At 65.9% G+C, this 17951-nt stretch carries 14 protein-coding genes; 8 read left to right on the top strand and 6 right to left on the bottom strand.

The annotated features are described in order from the left end of the window. The 7 genes from HMPREF3097_RS00265 to HMPREF3097_RS00235 all read left to right on the top strand — a co-directional run. Positions 1-1246: DNA repair helicase XPB (locus HMPREF3097_RS00265; RefSeq protein ID WP_070759995.1), on the top strand; the 1246-nt coding region annotated here is incomplete at its 5' end. Between the two features lie 21 nt (positions 1247-1267). Beyond that, positions 1268-1939 (top strand): DUF3239 domain-containing protein, encoded by a 672-nt coding sequence (locus HMPREF3097_RS00260; protein WP_070759993.1) that lies wholly within the window; start codon positions 1268-1270, stop codon positions 1937-1939. A gap of 126 nt (positions 1940-2065) precedes the next feature. Beyond that, on the top strand, positions 2066-2518 hold the full coding sequence (locus HMPREF3097_RS00255; RefSeq protein ID WP_070759991.1) for a MarR family winged helix-turn-helix transcriptional regulator: 453 nt from the start codon (positions 2066-2068) through the stop codon (positions 2516-2518). Between the two features lie 143 nt (positions 2519-2661). Then, positions 2662-3426 carry a LamB/YcsF family protein gene (locus tag HMPREF3097_RS00250; RefSeq protein WP_070759989.1) on the top strand — a complete coding sequence of 255 codons (765 nt, stop codon included), beginning with the start codon at positions 2662-2664 and terminating at the stop codon, positions 3424-3426. After that, positions 3423-5114, top strand: coding sequence for a 5-oxoprolinase subunit B/C family protein (locus tag HMPREF3097_RS00245; RefSeq protein WP_070759987.1), 1692 nt, complete (start codon positions 3423-3425; stop codon positions 5112-5114). Before HMPREF3097_RS00250 ends, HMPREF3097_RS00245 begins: the two co-directional genes overlap by 4 nt. Further along, entirely contained in the window at positions 5111-6913 is a 1803-nt protein-coding gene (locus HMPREF3097_RS00240; protein WP_070759985.1) for an acetyl/propionyl/methylcrotonyl-CoA carboxylase subunit alpha, read from the top strand. Before HMPREF3097_RS00245 ends, HMPREF3097_RS00240 begins: the two co-directional genes overlap by 4 nt. 144 nt (positions 6914-7057) lie before the next feature. Then, a complete protein-coding gene (locus tag HMPREF3097_RS00235) occupies positions 7058-7675 on the top strand; it encodes a GntR family transcriptional regulator (protein ID WP_070759984.1) in 618 nt (205 codons plus the stop codon). Between the two features lie 42 nt (positions 7676-7717). Here the strand turns inward: HMPREF3097_RS00235 and HMPREF3097_RS00230 are convergent, their stop codons facing one another. The 3 genes from HMPREF3097_RS00230 to HMPREF3097_RS00220 form a co-directional block, all read right to left on the bottom strand. Further along, positions 7718-8506 carry a putative hydro-lyase gene (locus HMPREF3097_RS00230; protein WP_070759997.1) on the bottom strand — a complete coding sequence of 263 codons (789 nt, stop codon included), beginning with the start codon at positions 8504-8506 and terminating at the stop codon, positions 7718-7720. Between the two features lie 17 nt (positions 8507-8523). Beyond that, a complete protein-coding gene (locus HMPREF3097_RS00225; protein WP_012360818.1) occupies positions 8524-9798 on the bottom strand; it encodes an NRAMP family divalent metal transporter in 1275 nt (424 codons plus the stop codon). A gap of 210 nt (positions 9799-10008) precedes the next feature. Continuing rightward, on the bottom strand, positions 10009-11043 hold the full coding sequence (locus HMPREF3097_RS00220) for a hypothetical protein (protein ID WP_070758453.1): 1035 nt from the start codon (positions 11041-11043) through the stop codon (positions 10009-10011). A 170-nt stretch (positions 11044-11213) separates the two neighbouring features. Between HMPREF3097_RS00220 and HMPREF3097_RS00215 the strand changes: the two genes are divergently transcribed. Beyond that, entirely contained in the window at positions 11214-12419 is a 1206-nt protein-coding gene (locus HMPREF3097_RS00215; RefSeq protein WP_070759982.1) for a cobalamin-independent methionine synthase II family protein, read from the top strand. Positions 12420-12494: 75 nt separating this feature from the next. On the opposite strand, the gene HMPREF3097_RS00210 is transcribed toward HMPREF3097_RS00215, so the two are convergent. The 3 genes from HMPREF3097_RS00210 to HMPREF3097_RS00200 form a co-directional block, all read right to left on the bottom strand. Next, complete coding sequence (locus HMPREF3097_RS00210) at positions 12495-14012, bottom strand: lipase family protein (RefSeq protein ID WP_070759980.1); 1518 nt, start codon at positions 14010-14012, stop codon at positions 12495-12497. Positions 14013-14155: 143 nt separating this feature from the next. Then, the gene (locus tag HMPREF3097_RS00205; RefSeq protein ID WP_070759978.1) at positions 14156-16927 is read right to left on the bottom strand and encodes an FtsX-like permease family protein; all 2772 of its coding nucleotides are present in this window, start codon (positions 16925-16927) and stop codon (positions 14156-14158) included. Next, positions 16927-17697, bottom strand: coding sequence for an ABC transporter ATP-binding protein (locus tag HMPREF3097_RS00200; RefSeq protein WP_070759976.1), 771 nt, complete (start codon positions 17695-17697; stop codon positions 16927-16929). The genes HMPREF3097_RS00205 and HMPREF3097_RS00200 overlap by 1 nt, the downstream gene beginning before the upstream one ends. Positions 17698-17951 lie beyond the last annotated feature (254 nt).

Here is a 17951-nt window from a genome sequence, read left to right as displayed (position 1 = left end):
TGTGCACCCTTCCGAGCGCGGCAGGCTCAAGCAGGAACTGCTGAAGGTCGGCTGGCCCGCAGAGGACCTGGCGGGATACGTCGACGGCGAGGCACACCCCATCGAGCTGTCGCAGGAACACGAAGAATGGCAGCTGCGCGACTACCAGGAGATGGCGGCCGATAGCTTCTGGGAAGGCGGCTCGGGCGTGGTAGTGCTGCCATGTGGTGCGGGCAAGACGATGGTCGGCGCGGCCTCGATGGCCAAGGCAAAGGCCACCACCCTGATCCTGGTGACGAACACCGTCGCGGGCAGGCAGTGGAAGGACGAGCTAGTGCGCCGCACCTCCCTGACGGAGGATGAAATCGGCGAGTACTCCGGTGAGAAGAAGGAGATCCGCCCCGTGACCATCGCCACCTACCAAGTGGTCACGCGCAAGTCGAAGGGCGAATACCGGGCGCTGGAGCTGTTCGACTCCCGTGACTGGGGCTTAATCATTTACGACGAGGTTCACTTGCTGCCTGCACCAGTGTTCCGCATGACCTCCGACCTGCAGTCCCGCCGTCGTCTGGGCTTGACGGCGACGCTGGTGCGCGAGGACGGCCGGGAAGGCGACGTGTTCAGCCTCATCGGCCCGAAGCGCTACGACGCGCCGTGGAAGGACATCGAGGCGCAGGGGTGGATCGCACCGGCGGACTGCACCGAGGTGCGGGTGCAGCTCAGTGAGTCCGAACGAATGGTTTATGCGACCGCCGAGCAGTCCGATAAGTACCGGCTGGCGGCCACCACCCCGGCGAAGAACCGCGTGGTCAAGAAACTGCTCGCGATGCACCCTGAGGAGCCTGCGCTGATCATTGGCGCCTACGTGGACCAGCTGGAGGAGATCGCCGAGGAGCTGGACGTGCCGGTCATCGACGGCAAGACCAGCACCACGAAGCGGGAGAAGCTCTACCAGCAGTTCCGGGACGGGGAGATCACGACGCTGGCGGTCTCCAAGGTCGCGAACTTCTCGATCGATCTGCCGGGGGCGAGCGTGGCGATCCAGATCTCGGGCACATTCGGGTCCCGGCAAGAGGAAGCGCAGCGCTTGGGTCGCATCCTGCGGCCGAAGCCGGATGGTGGTGGCGCCTTTTTCTATACCGTTGTCACCCGGGATACGCTCGATGCTGACTACGCAGCCCACCGCATGCGTTTCCTCGCGGAGCAGGGCTATGGCTACGGCATCATGGATGCGGCGGACCTGCCGGATCCGGTGGAAAATAATTAATAAGGAAGGCACATTTCAGCAATGACTGAGTTTCATGTCCCCGTCGAGGAGGACTACGCGCGGAAGCACAATGAGTTCTTCCGGGATGCCAAGCGCCTGCAGATTTCCGCCGCGATCCTGGGCGCGCTGATGTTCGTGATCATCGCCATCCTGGTGGCCGTCAATGGCTGGCAGGGACGCACGATCGGTTTCACGATCTCGCTGGGCATCTTCGGCGCCCTGTGCTGGATCATCATCCCCGCACTTCCGAAAGCGATGGGCAGCCCGCAGCAGTATTACGACATGTACCAGCTGGCCCCGGCGATCATCGCGAAGGTCAACCCGCGCGACATGGTGCTGCTCTCCCTGGTGGACGCCAGCACGAAGGCGAAGGCCAACCCGAACCCGAACCTGATCGAGCCGGCGCTGGCTGCGCGCACCGTGACCTCCATCCCTGGCGTGCCGCGCGAGGTGGGGGCTCGGGTTCCGTCGATGGCAGTGACGGGTGCACAGCGTTCCCGCAGCTCGGAGCTGTTCCAGGAGGTACTGCCGATGCCGGTGGCCTGGGGCACCAGCGACGAGAAGGTGTGGAAGGACGCCGAACGGGCGATCCCGTCGAACCAGTGGCGCCGCCTGGAGGGTCTGGCTGACCGCTGGGAAGAAGTCCAGAAGGATCGCCACAGCCTCGTGGTTTTGCGCGACGAACGCAAATAAGCTATAAACACCCTCAACAACGGGATGCAAAGTCCCAGCGGGAGCGGGTCATCCTGCCCCCGCACAGCCCCTCACCACCCCGCCATATCCGGTGGGCACACCCTGAGCCCCGAAAGCCCTGGTGCCATGACCCCCAACGATCGCCTCGTTGACCTCGCCGCCGAGACGCGCGAATCGATCCGCTCCAGCGTCCACATGCTCCGCCGCGTCGATCACGCCTCCGGCCTCACCACCTCTCAACTCGCCACGCTGACCGCGCTGGAAGACGGCCCGCTAACAATGTCCGAGCTCGCGGAGGCTAAGGACGTCGCCCAGCCGACGATGAGCCAGCACGTCTCCCGCCTGGAGGGATGGGGCCACGTGCGCCGCGTCTCGACGCCGGAGGACGGGCGCATCGTCCGCGTCGAACTCACCCAGCACGGCAAAGAGATCGCAGAAAAGGCCAACCGCGCCCGCGACGAGGTGGTCGCCACCGCCCTCGAGCAGCTCTCCGAAGAGCAGCATGCGGCTCTTCACGAAGGAATCACCATCCTCCGCGAGCTTGCCGAACAATTCCTCGAGTCTGACCTGGGCAAGTAGCCCGTAGTCGGCAACAGCTCGCCGGCGTCTCATCGGCAGCGCACGGGGTAGAACCCCCGAGAAGCAGCATTCAGCTTCGCCAGAAACGTGACGCAGCGTACACTCGAGGTACTGTTCAACAATTTCTGGAGGAGCTGATCCTTTTGACCTCCGCACAGTTCATCGACTTAAACGCCGATCTCGGAGAATCAAACGCCGGCAACCCGGTGAGTGACGATGCCGCCATGATCCGCGTCGTCTCCTCTGCGAATACCGCCTGCGGCTTCCACGCCGGCGACCCGCACGACATCGCCAAGACCCTCGAAGCCGCCGCCGAGCGCGGCGTGACCATCGGTGCCCACGTTGGCTACCGCGATAAGCCCGGCTTCGGACGCCGCTTCATCGACTACGCCCCCGCCGAGCTGGCCGACGAGGTGCTGTACCAAATCGGTGCCCTCGACGCTCTGGCCCGATCCCGGGGCACGAAGGTTTCCTACGTCAAGCCCCACGGCGCGCTCTACAACACAATCGTGCACCACGAGGCCCAGGCGCAGGCCGTCGTCGACGGAGTGAAGGCCTTCGGCGACCTGCCGTTGCTGCTGCTCCCTGGCTCCGTCGCGATCGAGAAGGCCGAAGCCGCCGGTCTGCGCGCCGTCCGCGAGGCCTTCGCTGACCGCAATTACAACCCGGACGGCACCCTGGTCTCCCGCCGCGAGTCCAACGCCGTCCTCCACGACCCGGACGCCGTGGCCGAGCGTGTCCTCCGCCTCGCCACCGAGGGCACCCTCACCGCAGTGGACGGCAGCGAGATCAGCATCGGGGCCGAATCCGTATGCATCCACGGGGACTCCCCCGGCGCGGTCGCCATGGCCGAGCACATCGCTGCCCGACTGGATAGCGAAGGCATTGCAGTGAGGTCCTTCCTATGACCGACGCACCACTGACGACTCGGACCATCCACCGGGCGGGCACCCGTGCCCTCCTGGTCGATCTCCCCGACCTCGCGGAGGTCATGACCTGGCACGCCGCGCTGACGGCCCAGCCGCTGGCAGGCCAGACCTCGGCCATCGCCGCCGCCCGCACCGTGCTGCTGGAGTTCGCCACCCCGCGTGATGCCCAGCGTGCGGTGGAAACGCTGGCCGGGTTCTCCCCCGCTGCCGCTGGCCAGACCACCCCACGTGAGGTCACAATCGACGTGATCTATGACGGCGAGGACCTGGCCAGCACCGCCGAGCACCTGAGCATCAGCACCGAGGAACTCATCAACCGCCACACCAGCCAGGCGTGGATGGCCGCCTTCGGTGGCTTCGCGCCCGGCTTCACCTACTGCGTGCCCGCCGACGCCAGCACCAGCGAGGGTGCCGAGAACTTCGAGTGGAACGTGCCCCGGCGCGCCAACCCCCGCACCGCGGTACCCGCGGGTGCGGTCGGCCTGGCCGGCGAGTTCTCCGCCGTCTACCCGCGCCAGTCCCCCGGTGGCTGGCAGTTGCTCGGCCACACCAAGACCCCCATGTGGGACCCAAGCGCCGAACACCCAGCGTTGCTGAACCCCGGCGATATCGTGCGTTACCGCGCGGTCCGCGCCGAGGCCAGCGGCGCCGCGTCCTCGAATGCGGGGTCCGGCAAGGCGGCCTCCCAGCACAACCGCACCCAGGCGGCGATCCTTGGTCGCCCGGTCGCGACCCTCACGGACGCCGGCCTACTCAGCCTCGTGCAGGACCGCGGCCGCCCGGGCCACGGCGATATTGGCGTGACCCGCTCCGGCGCGCTCGACCGGGCCAGCGCCCGCGCGGCCAACGCCGCGGTGGGTAACAGCTCCAGCGCCGCCGTCATCGAGAACATCGGCGGACTGCGCATCACCGCGAACGTGGATACCGTCCTCGCGGTTACCGGTGCAGAGGCCACAGTCGAGGTCAGTACCCGCAGCGGCCACAAGGTACCCAAGGCCCTGGCACAGCCGATCGGGCTGCTCGCGGGCGAGGAGCTCGCCGTGCGCCCCACCGGCACCGGGGCCCGCAACTACGTGGCGATCCGCGGCGGACTCGCCACGGACACCGTCCTCGATTCCGCCGCGAGCGACGTCCTATCCGGTATGGGACCGGCACCACTTGCGGACGGCGACCTGCTCAAGGCCGGGCGAGCCACGCGCACCGCGGTGGACCCCACCATCCTCAACCCGGCGGACAGCACGAACGCCGCAACCCTGCGTTGCGTCCTCGGCCCCCGCGACAACTGGTTCGCAGAGCAGACCGTGCAGGACTTCCTCAGCACAACCTGGGAGGTCTCTGGCCAGTCCAACCGCATCGGGCTGCGCATGACCGGCCCCGAGGGTGCCGAGTTGACCCGCGAGCGCGAGGAGGAGCTGGCTAGCGAAGGCATGCTGCCCGGCTCCATTCAGGTCCCACCCAATGGCCTGCCCGTGCTCTTCCTCGCCGACCACCCCGTCACCGGCGGGTACCCCGTCATCGCGACGGTCATCCCAGAGGACATGGACGCCGCCGGTCAGCTCCCGCCCGGCAGCACCGTCACCTTCCGTGCCGTCGACCCCGATACGCTGGCAGAACTGCCGATCAACCCCACCGACCAGAACACCGATACCCAGGAGGAAGAACAGTGAGCACCTTCTACAACGAACAACCGACCCCAGCACTGCCGCTGAAGAAGGTTCTCATCGCCAACCGTGGCGAGATCGCCGTGCGCATCGCGCGCGCCGCTCGCGACCTGGGCATCGAGTCGGTCGCGGTGTACTCCGACGCGGATGCCGATAACCAGCACCCCGTTTTTGCGGACGAGGCCTACCCGCTGCGCGGGGAGTCCGCTGCGGATACCTACATGAACATCCCGGCCCTGCTGGACATTGCGGCCCGCAGCGGGGCGGATTGCGTGCACCCGGGCTACGGCTTCCTCGCCGAGAACGCAGACTTCGCCCGCGCGGTGCAGGACGCCGGGCTGGTGTGGGTCGGCCCCTCCCCGGAGGCCATCGAAACCCTGGGCGATAAGGTCGCGGCCCGCCAACTGGCTACCAAGGTCGGCGCCCCGCTGGCCCCCGGCACCGACCAGCCGATCGAGAGCTGGGAGGAGGCCCGGGACTTCGCCGCTGAGCACGGCATGCCAATCGCCATCAAGGCGGCCTTCGGTGGCGGTGGCCGTGGCCTGAAGGTCGTGCACGAGGAAGCGGACATCGAGGAGGGCTTCGCCTCCGCGGGTCGCGAGGCTAAGGCAGCCTTCGGTCGCGGCGAGTGCTACGTGGAGAAGTTCCTCACCAAGCCGCGCCACGTCGAGGCCCAGGTGTTGGCAGATACCCACGGCAATGTCCGCATCGTCGGTACCCGTGACTGCTCTGTGCAGCGCCGCTTCCAGAAGCTCGTCGAAGAGGCCCCGGCGCCGTTCCTGACCGATGAGCAGAACACTTCCATCTACGAGGGTGCCCGCGAGATCTGCCGCGAGGCGGGCTACACCGGCGCGGGCACGGTGGAGTTCATCGTCGCTGAGGACGGCACCGTCTCCTTCCTCGAGGTCAACACCCGCGTCCAGGTCGAGCACCCGGTCACCGAGGTGGTCTCCGGGGTGGACATCGTCCAGGAGCAGTTCCGCATCGCCGCTGGCCTGGAGCTCTCCTTCGACGCCGACCCCGTCCCGACCGGCCACGCCTTTGAGTTCCGCATCAATGCCGAGGACGCCGCGAACGGCTTCGTCCCCTGCCCGGGTCTGGTCCGGACCTTCGAGCCACCAACCGGCCCCGGCGTCCGCGTCGACACCGGCGTGCGCTCCGGGTCTACCATCCCAGGCAGCTACGACTCGCTGATCGCGAAGCTCATCGTGTGGGGTCCGAACCGCCAAGTGGCGCTGCGCCGCTCTGAGGAGGCGCTGCGGGACCTGAAGATCGAAGGTGTGCGCACGGTCATCCCGTTCCACAAGGACATCATCCACCACCCGGCCTTCGCCGAGGATCACCTGGATGTGTACACGGATTGGGTGGATAAGGAGTACGTCCCGGGCTTCGGGGATGGCAACACTGACGTGGAGGCCGCATACACGGAGCGCACGGAAGTCAACATCGAGATCGACGGCAAGCTGCACCGGGTGGGCCTGCCGATGAGCGTGCTCTCCGGGCTGGGCGCTGCCCCGGCGCAGGGGTCAGCTGGCGCAGAGGGCGCAGCAGCGAAGACCTCCGCCGGTTCCGCTGCCTCCGAGCCTGCGGGCGCGGATGCGATCATCTCCCCTTATGCCGGTGTGCTCATCAGCTGGAAGGTCGAGGACGGCGCTGAGGTCGCGGAGGGCGACACTGTGGCGATCATCGAGGCGATGAAGATGGAGTCCCCGGTCAAGGCGCCGGCTGCGGGCACGCTGCACCGCTCCGACATCGCCGAGGGAGACTCTGTGGCCCAGGGCGAGGTCCTGGCCCGCATCAGCTAGAGCCCTAGAGCGGGCTGGTAGCGGCTCGCACGCCAGGCCCCACGGGTGTTGATTCGCCCCGTGGGGCCTCTTCTTATGCGCTACGTTGCCTTAACTGCGTCCTGGCTTCGTGCATGGCAGTGGCGTTGCCTAGGATAATTCATCATGAGGTCCCAAACGGTCGCCAATCAACTCCGCCAGGAGATCTCCCGCGGGCGCTATCAGCCGGGGGAAAAACTCAACGAGGTCCAGCTCGCCGAGCACCTGGACGTGTCCCGTAACACCCTGCGCGAAGGCTTCGCCGAGCTCGCGAGCCAGGGCCTAGTGACCCGAATCCACCACCGCGGCGTATTCATCGCCAAGCCCACGGTGGCAGATGTCGCGGACTTCTATACCGCCCGCGCGTTCATCGAACCGAACGCGCTGCGCACCGCGGATGTGGACGTCCCCCGCCTCTCGACGATCGTCGCCGCGGCGGAAGAGGCCCTCGAGGAGGGGGATCTGGCGAAGGTCGCGGACGCGAACCAGCGCTTCCACCGGGTCATCGTCGCTGGGGTGGGCTCCTCGATGGTCGAGGACCTGATGGACCGCATTCTCGCGCTCATGCGCCTGGCCTTCCTCCAAGTCCTGGAGGCGGAGCCCGAGTTTCATGCCCCCTTCGTGGCAAAGAATCGCGAAGTCATGGACGCCCTCGAGAGAATGGACTTCAACGAGGCCGCGGACATCCTGGAAGACTCGCTCATCTCCACCCCCACCGCGGTTCAGAAGTACCTCTCCCACTAACCCTCTGGCCCCACTATCCCCCTTGCGCCGAAAGGGCGCGTTTTAGGGGACCTGGTATTGCAGGTCACGAACGTCAGTGACCAGCATGTGTCCCGGCGCGTGGGCGATCGCCAGGCTGGGCTTGGTCTCCATCACCGCGGCCTGCGGGGTCACACCACAGGCCCAGAACACCGGGATGTGCCCGTCCGGGATCTCGACGGCGTCGCCGTAGTCAGGGGACGCGAGGTCGCTAATACCGATCGCGGCGGGGTCCCCCACGTGCACCGGCGCACCGTGGACCGCCGGGTAGCGGGAGGTCACACGGACGGCGTCCGCAATCTGGGACGCAGGAATCGGCCGCATCGAGACGACCAGCGGACCGTGGAACCTCCCCGCGCGGGCGGTCGGGATCGACGTCTTGTACATCGGCACGTTCCGCCCCTGCTCGATATGGGCGACCGGAATGCCGTTATCCAGCAGAGCACCTTCGAAGGTGAATGAGCAGCCGATGAGGAAGCTGACGAGGTCGTCGCGCCAGAACTCGGTGACATCCGGGTACTCGCCTGCCAGCTCACCGTCGCGGTAGACGCGGTACTTCGGGATGTCGGTGCGGATGTCCCCGCCGGGCAGCAGCTCGGAGTTCAGCTGACCCGGCTCGAGCACCCCGAGGATGGGGCAGGGCTTGGGGTTGCGCTGGGCAAAAAGCAGGAAGTCGAAGGCGTACTCCTTCGGCAGGACCATGAGGTTGGCCTGCGCGTAACCATCCGAGTAACCGGTGGTCGGCACGGCCAGTCCCTCGCGGAAGGCAGCGCGGGCAGCTGCCGGCGACATCTCGTGCGTGCTGGTACTCATCTCGACCTCCTCTTCGCCTAGGCCCACATGGCGACGATCCCGGAGAGGGAGCGCCAGCCGAGCCAGAGGGTCAGCAGCCAGGTGATAGCACCAATGGACCACAGCCACACCGGGTACTTGTAGCCCTTCAGCAGGTCGCGGCGGCGCCAGGCCACCCACAGCACCACGCCGAAGCCGATCGGCAGGATCAGGCCGTTGAACGCACCGGCGAAGATCAGCAGCTTCTGCGGCGCCTGGTTCAGGATGACGTAGGCGACGGCACAGACCAGGATGAATGCGAGGGTCAGCAGGTTGCGGGTGCGCGGTGCGATCTTCTGCGTGGTCACGAAGCTCACGGAGGTGAAGGACGCGCCGATGACGGAGGTCAGGCCGGCGGCCCACAGGACGATGCCGAAGAAGCGGACGCCGATCTCGCCGGCGGCGGCGCGGAAGGCATCGGCGGCGATGTTGTCGCCGGACAGGGCCACACCGGAAGCGACGACGCCGAAGATGGCGAGGAAGAGCAGGGTGCGCATCACGCCGGTGACGAGGATGCCGGTGACGGAGACGCGGGTGATGTCCTTGGCGTGCTCCGGGCCGGTCAGGCCGGAGTCGATGAGGCGGTGGGCGCCGGAGAAGGTGATGTAGCCGCCAACCGTTCCGCCGATGAGGGTGGTGATGATGACGAAGTCGATCTGATCCGGAACCACGGTCTGCTTCAGCGCCTCACCGACGGGTGGGGCGGATACGATGGCCACGTAAATCATCAGCAGGATCATCAGGGCACCGAGGATCACGACGATGCGGTCCAGGGCTGCACCGGCCCACTTGGAGAGGAAGACCAGCGCGGCGACCAGCGCGGAGATCGCGCCACCGATGATGGGGTCGACGCCGAGCATTGCGTTCGTGCCGAGGCCCGCGCCACCGATGTTGCCGATGTTGAAGATCAGGCCGCCCACGAAGACGAACGCGCCCATGACCCAGCCGAGGCCTGGGACGACCGCGTTGCCGAGCTCATTGGCTCGCATCCCGGAGACACCGAGGACGCGCCAGACGTTCAGCTGGATGGCGATGTCCACGAGGATCGACACCAGGATCGCGAAGGCGAAGGCGGCGCCCAGCTGGACGGTGAACACGCTGGTCTGCGTGATGAAGCCTGGGCCGATGGCGCTGGTGGCCATCAGGAACATGGCACCCATAGTGGTTGCGCGGGTGGCCCGTCGCTTTGCCTTAGCGGCCTTGGCGTCAGTGCTGTCCACTGGGGTAGAGGCTGCTCCTGGCTGTGTTTCAGCCTGGTTGGGATTCGTGGTCATAGTCGCACCTTTCCATCAGTGATTTAGGTCACTTTATAGGATTGTTCAACGAAGACCAAGGGCGGGGGTAATGTCATTCTCCCCACGTCGGGTTACTGATGGCACCCGATAGACGACCGGGCACCTAACAAGCAGCCTGCACAAACCCCCGGGCAGGAAACAGCGCCGCGCCGCTACCGCGCTCCTACCGCAACGTGCAGCGCTCGACGCTTAGCAGCGGGCTAGCCACTGCCCTGCCGCGCTCACCCGCTCGCGCCACACGGTCGGCGGAGCGATGATGTGCTCACTCAGGAACTCCTGGGTGTCGACCTCGGAGAAAACGGACTTCGCGAAGCTCGCCGCGCGCTCCGCCGGGGTGGCGCGCGAGTCCTCGCTGGCAATAGAAAGCAGTGCCGGAATACCCAGCTTCTCCCCCTCCAGTTCCTCCAGCGGGCCCGCGATACGTGGGCTCAGCGCCGCCACCCACGCCGCTTCGCGCAGGGCCTGGGCTGCAGCGACCAATCCGGAGCCGAATGCCACGATTCCGGCCCGAGCCTCATCGCAGCCCAGGGCCTCGGCGCTGCCGCGCACGGCGTCGAAGGCCTGTCCCACGGCCGCGACCGTCGCCTCCCAGCCCCGCGCGCCATCGCCGCCAGCCAGGGGCAGCGGATAGGTCAGATCCACGATGGTGACGCCGGACTGCTGGGCCAGCGCTGCGAACAACGGCTGCCAGAGCTGCTCGTGCGCCTGCTGATCACCGAACCAGCCCGGCCCACCGTGCAGAGAGATCGCGAGCGCACCGGTGGGCTCGTCCGGGCGCAGCACCGTCGCGCCCACGCCCTGCGGAAGCTCGGCGACGCCAGGTTGCCCCACCGGCCACGCCGCGGAGCTAATACCTTCCCGGCAGAACGCCACGTGCGGCATCGCGTGATCCAGACCTGCGCCCAACACCAGCTGGCTGCTGTGAGTCAGCAAGTCCGGGACCTTCGACCACATGCGCTCCGTGGCCGCTGTAAGTTCCTGCGGAACCGGCTGACCCTGCTGCGTGTATTCCGCCCCTTCGTCGGTCGTCAGCGAGCGGAAGATCTCCGGGTAGTTGTCCTCGAAGAAGTTATTGAGCTGCACCAGCTGCTCGGCAGGGGTCAGCGGCTCCACGCCTTCCTGCACATCGCGGTGTGCCCCCGGCAGGCTCGCGATATCGGAGTTCGGGGTGGCCCCCAGGGTCTTGGCGTTTTGATCAGTGCTGTTCTTCTCACCATCGGTCATGCCTTCGATCTTAGTTCCCCTCCCAGACACGGCTCTGGTCGCGGCACAGGCATGGCCCGGCGGTCTACCAGCCCCACTCATTCAGGCCGTCTCCCGGCATAGATACACTGGGCAACACCCACAGCCAGTGGCAACGCTGGCCCCACGACCAAGGAAAGCGAAAACAGACGATGAGCGTCAACATCAAAACCACGCACGTCGGCAGCCTGCCGCGTACGAAGGAACTACTCGAGGTCAATAACAAGTTCGCCGCCGGCGAGATCGAGCGTGAGGACTTCCTGGGCATCCTGCAGGAGTCCATCGACAAGGTCGTCGCCAAGCAGCACGAGATGGGCGTGAGCATCATCAACGAGGGCGAATACGGCCACGTCACCAGCGGTGCCGTCGACTACGGCGCCTGGTGGAACTACAGCTTCTCCCGCCTGGGTGGGCTGACCATGACCGACGAGGACCGCTGGGCCAACCAGGAGGCTATCCGCTCCGAGCCGGGCAACATCCGCCTGACCAGCTTCGCCGACCGCCGTGACCGCACCCTCTTCCGCGAGGCATACGAGGACCCGGCCTCCGGCATCCTCACCAACCGCGCCTCCGTCGGTAACCCGAAGATCACCGGCCCGATCACCTACATCGGCAAGGATCAGATCGACACCGACGTCCAGCTGCTGACTAACGCCATGAAGAAGACCGGTGCCACCGAGGGCTTCGTCGCCGCCCTGTCCCCGGGGTCCGCGGCCCGACTGAAGAACGAGTACTACGAGACGGATGACGACGTCGTCTGGGCCTGTGCCGACGCGATGGCGGAAGAGTACCGCGCCATCACCGATGCTGGGCTGACGGTATCCATCGATGACCCGTCGCTGGCGGAGTCCTGGGACCAGATCAACCCGGAGCCGTCCATCGAGGACTACCGGGCGTACATCCGCACCCGTGTCGACGCCATCAACCACGCCGTGAAGGATCTGCCGCGCGAGCAGACCCGCCTACACATCTGCTGGGGTTCCTGGCACGGCCCGCACGTCACCGACGTGCCGTTCGGCGATATCGTCGAGGAGATCCTGCGCGCCGAGGTCGGCGGCTACTCCTTCGAGGGCGCTTCACCACGCCACGCCCACGAGTGGCGTGTCTGGCAGGACCACAAGCTGCCGGAGGGCACCGTGATCTACCCGGGTGTAGTCTCCCACTCCACGAATGTGGTGGAGCACCCGCGCCTGGTCGCGGATCGCATCATTCAGTTCGCTGAGCTCGTCGGCCCGGAGAACGTCATCGCGTCGACGGACTGTGGCCTGGGCGGTCGCCTCCACGAGCAGATCGCATGGGCGAAGCTGCAGTCCCTCGTCGAGGGTGCGGAGATCGCCAGCCGCGAGCTCAACGGCTAAAAGCCCGCAGCGTACGCTGCGGGCTTCGCCGGAGCCGCCGGCCTGCGACCCGCTGGCACTAGCTTCGGCTAGTACTTAGTCCCGGGCGGAGCTGCCCAGGAAGGGCTGGCTGGAACCCAGGAGGCCGTAGCCCTCGGAGGAGGACTGGCTGGAGCCCTGCAGGGAGGACTCGGTGGTGTAGTCGCCACCCTCGCCCTTGACCGGCAGGTCGTTGAAGCGGGCGATAATGAAGTCCAGGCCGTACGGCGCTCCGGTTGCGGCCTGGGCGAGGTGGTTGTACTCGCCGATCGGTGGCATGAAGTCATCCTTGTAGACGACGCTGGCGCCCTTGTCGCGCCAGGTCTTCGCCAGGACCTTCGCCTGGTTGTACTCGACGTTGCGGTCGTAGCGGCCAGAGACAATCATGACTGGGGCCTCGGGCTTGCCGTTACCGATCTTCTGATCCTCCAGGGCCTTCTGCGCATCCGGCATATCCTTGAGCAGCTCGGTCAGGGAGCGGCCGTCCTTGGTCCAGTTGCGGGTCTCCTGGTGGCCGAAGTTATCCATGATCTCGTCGGTGCACATCTCGGCGGTGGCGGCAAGGGCCTTCTCACCCTCCTCGTTGAGGTGCTCCTCCAGCAGCGGACGCAGCTCCGGGTAGCGGGCCAGCATGCCGTTGATGGTGAAGCCGATTGCGCCCATCAGGTCGGAGCCGTCGATATTCTGCTGCACGGCGTTCAGGTCTGCCGGTGGCGCGGAGGCGTAGGCACCCGCGACGTCGAGGTCCTTGCCGTAGTTCGGGGCCTCCTCGACGGCCGCGGTGGACGCGCCGCCACCCTGGGAGTGGCCGTAGAAGGCGACCTTCCCGAACTTCCCGCCATTCTTCTCGACGATGTTGCGCGCCGCGCGGCCCGCGTCGATCATCGCGTGGGCCTGGTCGAGGCGGTTCATGTAGGTGTGAACTTCGTCGGTGCCCATGCCGATGTAGTCGGTGACGATGACGCGCACACCGTACTTGGCGAACGCGACGTCGTAGATACCCTCGAGGTTGACACCGCGGCCGCTCTGGACCGGGTCCTGGAGGTTGTGCAGCGGCCAGTTGCGGGTCGGGGCGCACTTATCGCCTTGGCCGACGGTGCCGCGGCCGATAATGACGGTCGGACGCTCGCCCTTACCCTTCCACTCGGCGCGCGGCTCCATGATGTAGCCAGTCACCGGGGTGAGCTCGCCGTGTGCGTTGGTGGTGGTGTACATGATGCGGTCGACGGTCTTCGGGACGTAGCCCTTCATGCCCCGCGGTGCGGGGTTATATGGCACAGTCTCGGTCTTGAGGATCTCACCCGGAGTGGTCGTGGTGACGCCATCAGTGTCGTAGAAGGCGTCATGATCGCCCTGCTCCGGCGCCTTCCCCGTGCCGGAGGATCCAAGAGCCCCGCCCTCGCTGGAACCAACGGAGGACAGCGTTGCGCCGAAATCCTGGTCCTTCGAGGAGGATTCGTCAGCGTGCGCGACGAACCCAGCTCCTGCGATCAGAGTGGTGGAAAGAATACTGGTGGCAATGAAAGATGCGGAACGAGCTCGCCACGGCCGTCCCCCTCGTGTGATCTTCGTCATAGGGGGGATTAAACACCACACGTTGGTAATTTGTTGGCAAAACGAAGTAATTGCTTTAAGAAAACTATATTTGCGCTGGTAGTGCCCCGTCCCAAACATGACCGTGGGCTGCCAGCCACCCCCACAGTGGCGGCCGGCTTTCCCTAATCCGCGATGGCCTCCAGCGGAGGGGTACGACCCGCCTTGATCGCGGGCCAGGCGGCGGCAACCACGCCCACGAGCGCGGATCCAAGGAGCATGAGCACCAGTTGCAGCCACGGGACGGCGAGTTCTTCCAGCCCCTCCCCCGCGAGGACCGTGACGAAAGCCCAGCCCAGGCCGAGACCGATGAGGACACCAACGATCGCCCCATACACCGCGATCTGCACGGCCTCCAGGGTGATCATGCGGCGGATCTGGCCGCGCATCGTGCCGATCGCGCGAAGCATCCCGATCTCCTGGCGCCTCTCGATCACGTTCAATGCCAGCGTGTTCACGATCCCGAGGATGGCCACGATGATGGCTAGCGCCAGCAGCGCGTAGAGGATGTTGAGCATCTGGTCGACCATGACGGCAGCCTCACCCGAAGCCTCCGCTGGGGTGAGGACCTGTACCACGATGTAGTCCTTGGTTGCCTCCCGAAGCGCTTCTTGAAGCTCGCCCGGAGCGCTGTGGTCACCACCGCCCTCCCCCGGCACCGCTGTGACCATAAGGGCCATGATTTGGCCGGGCCACTGCCCCTGAGCGGAGGGCTGCACGCTCTCCACTCCGGCCCGGCTCAACACGTAGGGACCAAGCGCCTGGTTGGGCTCGTAGGTGCCGAGCAGAGGGAGTTTCTTTCCAGCCGAAACCTTGCCGAGGTGGGCTGGGTAGCTTTCGCCGACCTTCCAGCCGTGGGAGGCGGCGGTCTTGGTATCCGCGATGAAGCCCTCTTCCGCGAGATCTGTTGTGCCCTCGACGGTCTCGACCACGATGCCGTCGTTGGGGTTGCCCCCGTAGTAGTTCGCGAAGGGCTGCCCGGCGAAAGCGCCGATGCCCTCGATGGTCACGAGGGAGCTGCCCATCACTCCGACGGTGCCCACCCCCGGGGTCTCCTGCACCGCACCGACGGCACCGTTGGGGACGGGGAAGCCGCTATTCGACGGACCCGTCGCCACGAAGTCGGCCTTCACTGCGGTTTCGGTCACCTCGGCCACGGAGGCCTTCATCGACGCCCCCAGCATCCCGACGGCCCCGACGAGCGCCAGCCCCAGGGTGAGGGCGAAGGCAGTGGTGGCGGTGCGCCGTGGGTTCCGGGCGGAGTTCTTCCGCGCGAGTGCGCCGACGGTGCCGAAAGGCAGCCCAACAACCCGGCCGATCGCTGGCACGGCGCGACGCGCGACCGCCGGTGAAGCCAGGAACGTCCCCAGGATGACAAGGACCGCAGCGGCCCCGACCAGAATGGCCCGCGTCTTCGTGCTCCAGCCGTCGCCGAGCGCCCCGGCGAGGGCAATAGCGACACCGACCGCAAAGGCGAGCCCGCCGGCAATGGTGCGCCCCACCAGAGAGCTGGAGCTGCTGGCGTCGCCGGAACGCATGGCCTCGACGGGGCGAGTGGCCCCAGCACTGCGGGCGGGTGCCCACGCACTGAGGATGGTGACGAGCACTCCGACGATCATGGGGAGCGCGACCGCCAATGGCGTCAGGACGATCCCGCCCGCAGGGAGCCCCGCACCAGTGCTTTCGAGAACCGCATAGATGACCTTGACCAGCCCCATTCCGGCGAGCACACCGAGAGCCGAGCCGACAACACCCACGACCGCCGCCTCGAGAACCACAGAGGAAGTGAGTTGGCCACGGGAAACACCTAGGGCGCGGAGTAGAGCGAATTCCCGCATCCGCTGCGCCACGATCATCGAGAAGGTGTTCGCGATGATGAAGGTTCCCACCAGCAGACCCACGAGCCCGAAGGCGACCAGGAAGTAGCTGACGAAGCTAAGCGCCTTCGAGATCTCAGCGGAAAGCTCCTCGGAGACCTCCTCCCCCATCTGGACGCTGTAGGGGAACTCGGCGGCCAAACTATCGACAAGCTCCTCAGCGGTGGTGCCTGGGGCTGCGCCGACATAGAGGGTGCGTGGCTGCCCGGACTGCAGGAATTTCTCCTTGAAGGTGTCGGCGGCAACGGATAGTCCGATGAAGCCACCGGTTTCGATATCCGAATCGTAAATGCCGGTGACGGTGACCTCGTCCTGAGCCTGAGCGGTGACAACCTTCAGCCGGTCCCCAACCGTGACCTCATGGGCTTCTGCGGCGCTGGCGTTGATGGCCACTTCGCCGGCAGCAGTTGGAGCGGCTCCGTCGACGATGTGGGTCTCACCCTTGACCGATTCTCCGCCGTCGTAGAAGGGCTGCAGCATGGTTGGCGCGGGCGCCGAGTTCAGGGTCTCGCCATTTGCCCTGGCGGCCACGGCTTGCACCTGGTCAGCGATGTTCACCTGGCCTACACCGGGCATCTCTTGGATACGACGGATATCGTCCTCGGTGATCCTGCGGTTGGGGAATGCTTGAGGTTGTTGCGGCGCCTCAGGAGCTGCCCCCGTGGCCTCCGTACCCTGGCTTGAAGTCTGGCCGCCACCAACGGTTTCCGGGACATCGCCAGAGTTGGGTGATTGCCCGCCTGGGGCCTGCGAGCCCCCACCCTCGCTGGCGCCACCGTGCGGGGAGGGGGATGCACTCACCACGGCGTCGGCATTCTTCATCTCACCGTCGACGAGCGAGTCAAAAGTTCGGGAGAGCCCCGCTGTGAACATGAGGGAGCCTGCGATAAACGCGGTACCCAGAACCACGGCGAGGACTGTCAGCAGCAGTCGGACCTTATGTGCTGCGATGGTGCGGAAGCTCAGGCGCCCGACCGCTGCTGCTCCGCTGGGGCGAGAACCTGTGGTGCTTTGGGGCATCAGTAGTCCTCGATTCTGCTCATGGTGGAGAGGATGTCATCTGCGCTGGGGCTTTCCAGTTCATGGACGACCTTGCCGTCCGCGAGGAAAAGTACCCGGTCGGCGTAGCTGGCTGCCTTGGGATCGTGAGTCACGATGACGACGGTCTGATCGTCTTGGTCCACCGCCGTGCGGAGAATGTCGAGGACCTCTTGGGAGCTGTTGGAGTCTAGGTTGCCGGTTGGTTCGTCGCCGAAGATAATCTCAGGGCGGGCAACGAGTGCGCGGGCGCAGGCAACGCGTTGCTGCTGGCCGCCGGAAAGTTCGCTGGGCCGGTGGCTAAGTCGTTCTGCTAGGCCGAGGCGAGTGGTGACTTCCTGGAACCAGGATGAGTCAACCTTCTTGCCGGCAACATCCAGGGGCAGGGTGATGTTTTCCGCGGCCGTCAGGGTCGGGACGAGGTTGAAAGCTTGGAAGATGAACCCGAGGCGGTCGCGGCGCAGGGTTGTAATCTGCTTCTCGTTCAGTTCAGACAGCTCGGTGTCGCCGATATAGGTCTGGCCGCTGGTCGGGCTATCTAGGGCCGCCATGCAGTGCATGAGCGTTGATTTGCCGGATCCCGAAGGCCCCATGATCGCGGTGAAGCGGTTCTTTTCAAAGCCGATGTCTACATGGTCCAAGGCGGTTACCTTGGCCTCGCCGTGCCCATATGTTTTTACCAGGTCGATGGCGCGGGCGGCGTAGCCGCTCGCAACCTCGGGAAGAGAGTGCTCTTTACCCTGCGTATTCATAATTCTGCCTCCGTAGCCCGGTTAGCTGGCTCAAGTTGGTAGTGACCAGTATGGTTGACCGAGCTCGGAAGCAGCAAAAACTGAATCATGCTGCGGACAATCCAGCCTCTTCGCACGGAGGGTTCAACGGGCCCGGCTGAATATTGAGTTCCACTAAGAACACAAAAAGCAGCGAGTTGAATCAGTCCGTAAGGACCAGATCCAACTCGCTGCTTCTTATTATCAAGTTTAATGCCGGCGGCGTCTTACTCTCC

Source organism: Corynebacterium sp. HMSC27B11 (assembly GCF_001815985.1).
In the GTDB taxonomy this organism is placed as follows: Bacteria; Actinomycetota; Actinomycetes; order Mycobacteriales; family Mycobacteriaceae; genus Corynebacterium.
Note: the sequence above shows the minus strand (reverse complement) of the source record. Positions and strands in the feature narration are given on the sequence as shown.

Bases quoted from the DNA above. Each gene is read 5' to 3' on its own strand.
- HMPREF3097_RS00255 (WP_070759991.1), top strand. From the start codon at position 2,066: ATGACCCCCAACGATCGCCTCGTTGACCTCGCCGCCGAGACGCGCGAA.
- HMPREF3097_RS00200 (WP_070759976.1), bottom strand. From the start codon at position 17,697: ATGAATACGCAGGGTAAAGAGCACTCTCTTCCCGAGGTTGCGAGCGGC.
- HMPREF3097_RS00230 (WP_070759997.1), bottom strand. From the start codon at position 8,506: ATGAGTACCAGCACGCACGAGATGTCGCCGGCAGCTGCCCGCGCTGCC.
- HMPREF3097_RS00215 (WP_070759982.1), top strand. From the start codon at position 11,214: ATGAGCGTCAACATCAAAACCACGCACGTCGGCAGCCTGCCGCGTACG.
- HMPREF3097_RS00225 (WP_012360818.1), bottom strand. From the start codon at position 9,798: ATGACCACGAATCCCAACCAGGCTGAAACACAGCCAGGAGCAGCCTCT.
- HMPREF3097_RS00260 (WP_070759993.1), top strand. From the start codon at position 1,268: ATGACTGAGTTTCATGTCCCCGTCGAGGAGGACTACGCGCGGAAGCAC.
- HMPREF3097_RS00210 (WP_070759980.1), bottom strand. From the start codon at position 14,012: ATGACGAAGATCACACGAGGGGGACGGCCGTGGCGAGCTCGTTCCGCA.
- HMPREF3097_RS00235 (WP_070759984.1), top strand. From the start codon at position 7,058: ATGAGGTCCCAAACGGTCGCCAATCAACTCCGCCAGGAGATCTCCCGC.
- HMPREF3097_RS00245 (WP_070759987.1), top strand. From the start codon at position 3,423: ATGACCGACGCACCACTGACGACTCGGACCATCCACCGGGCGGGCACC.
- HMPREF3097_RS00205 (WP_070759978.1), bottom strand. From the start codon at position 16,927: ATGCCCCAAAGCACCACAGGTTCTCGCCCCAGCGGAGCAGCAGCGGTC.
- HMPREF3097_RS00220 (WP_070758453.1), bottom strand. From the start codon at position 11,043: ATGACCGATGGTGAGAAGAACAGCACTGATCAAAACGCCAAGACCCTG.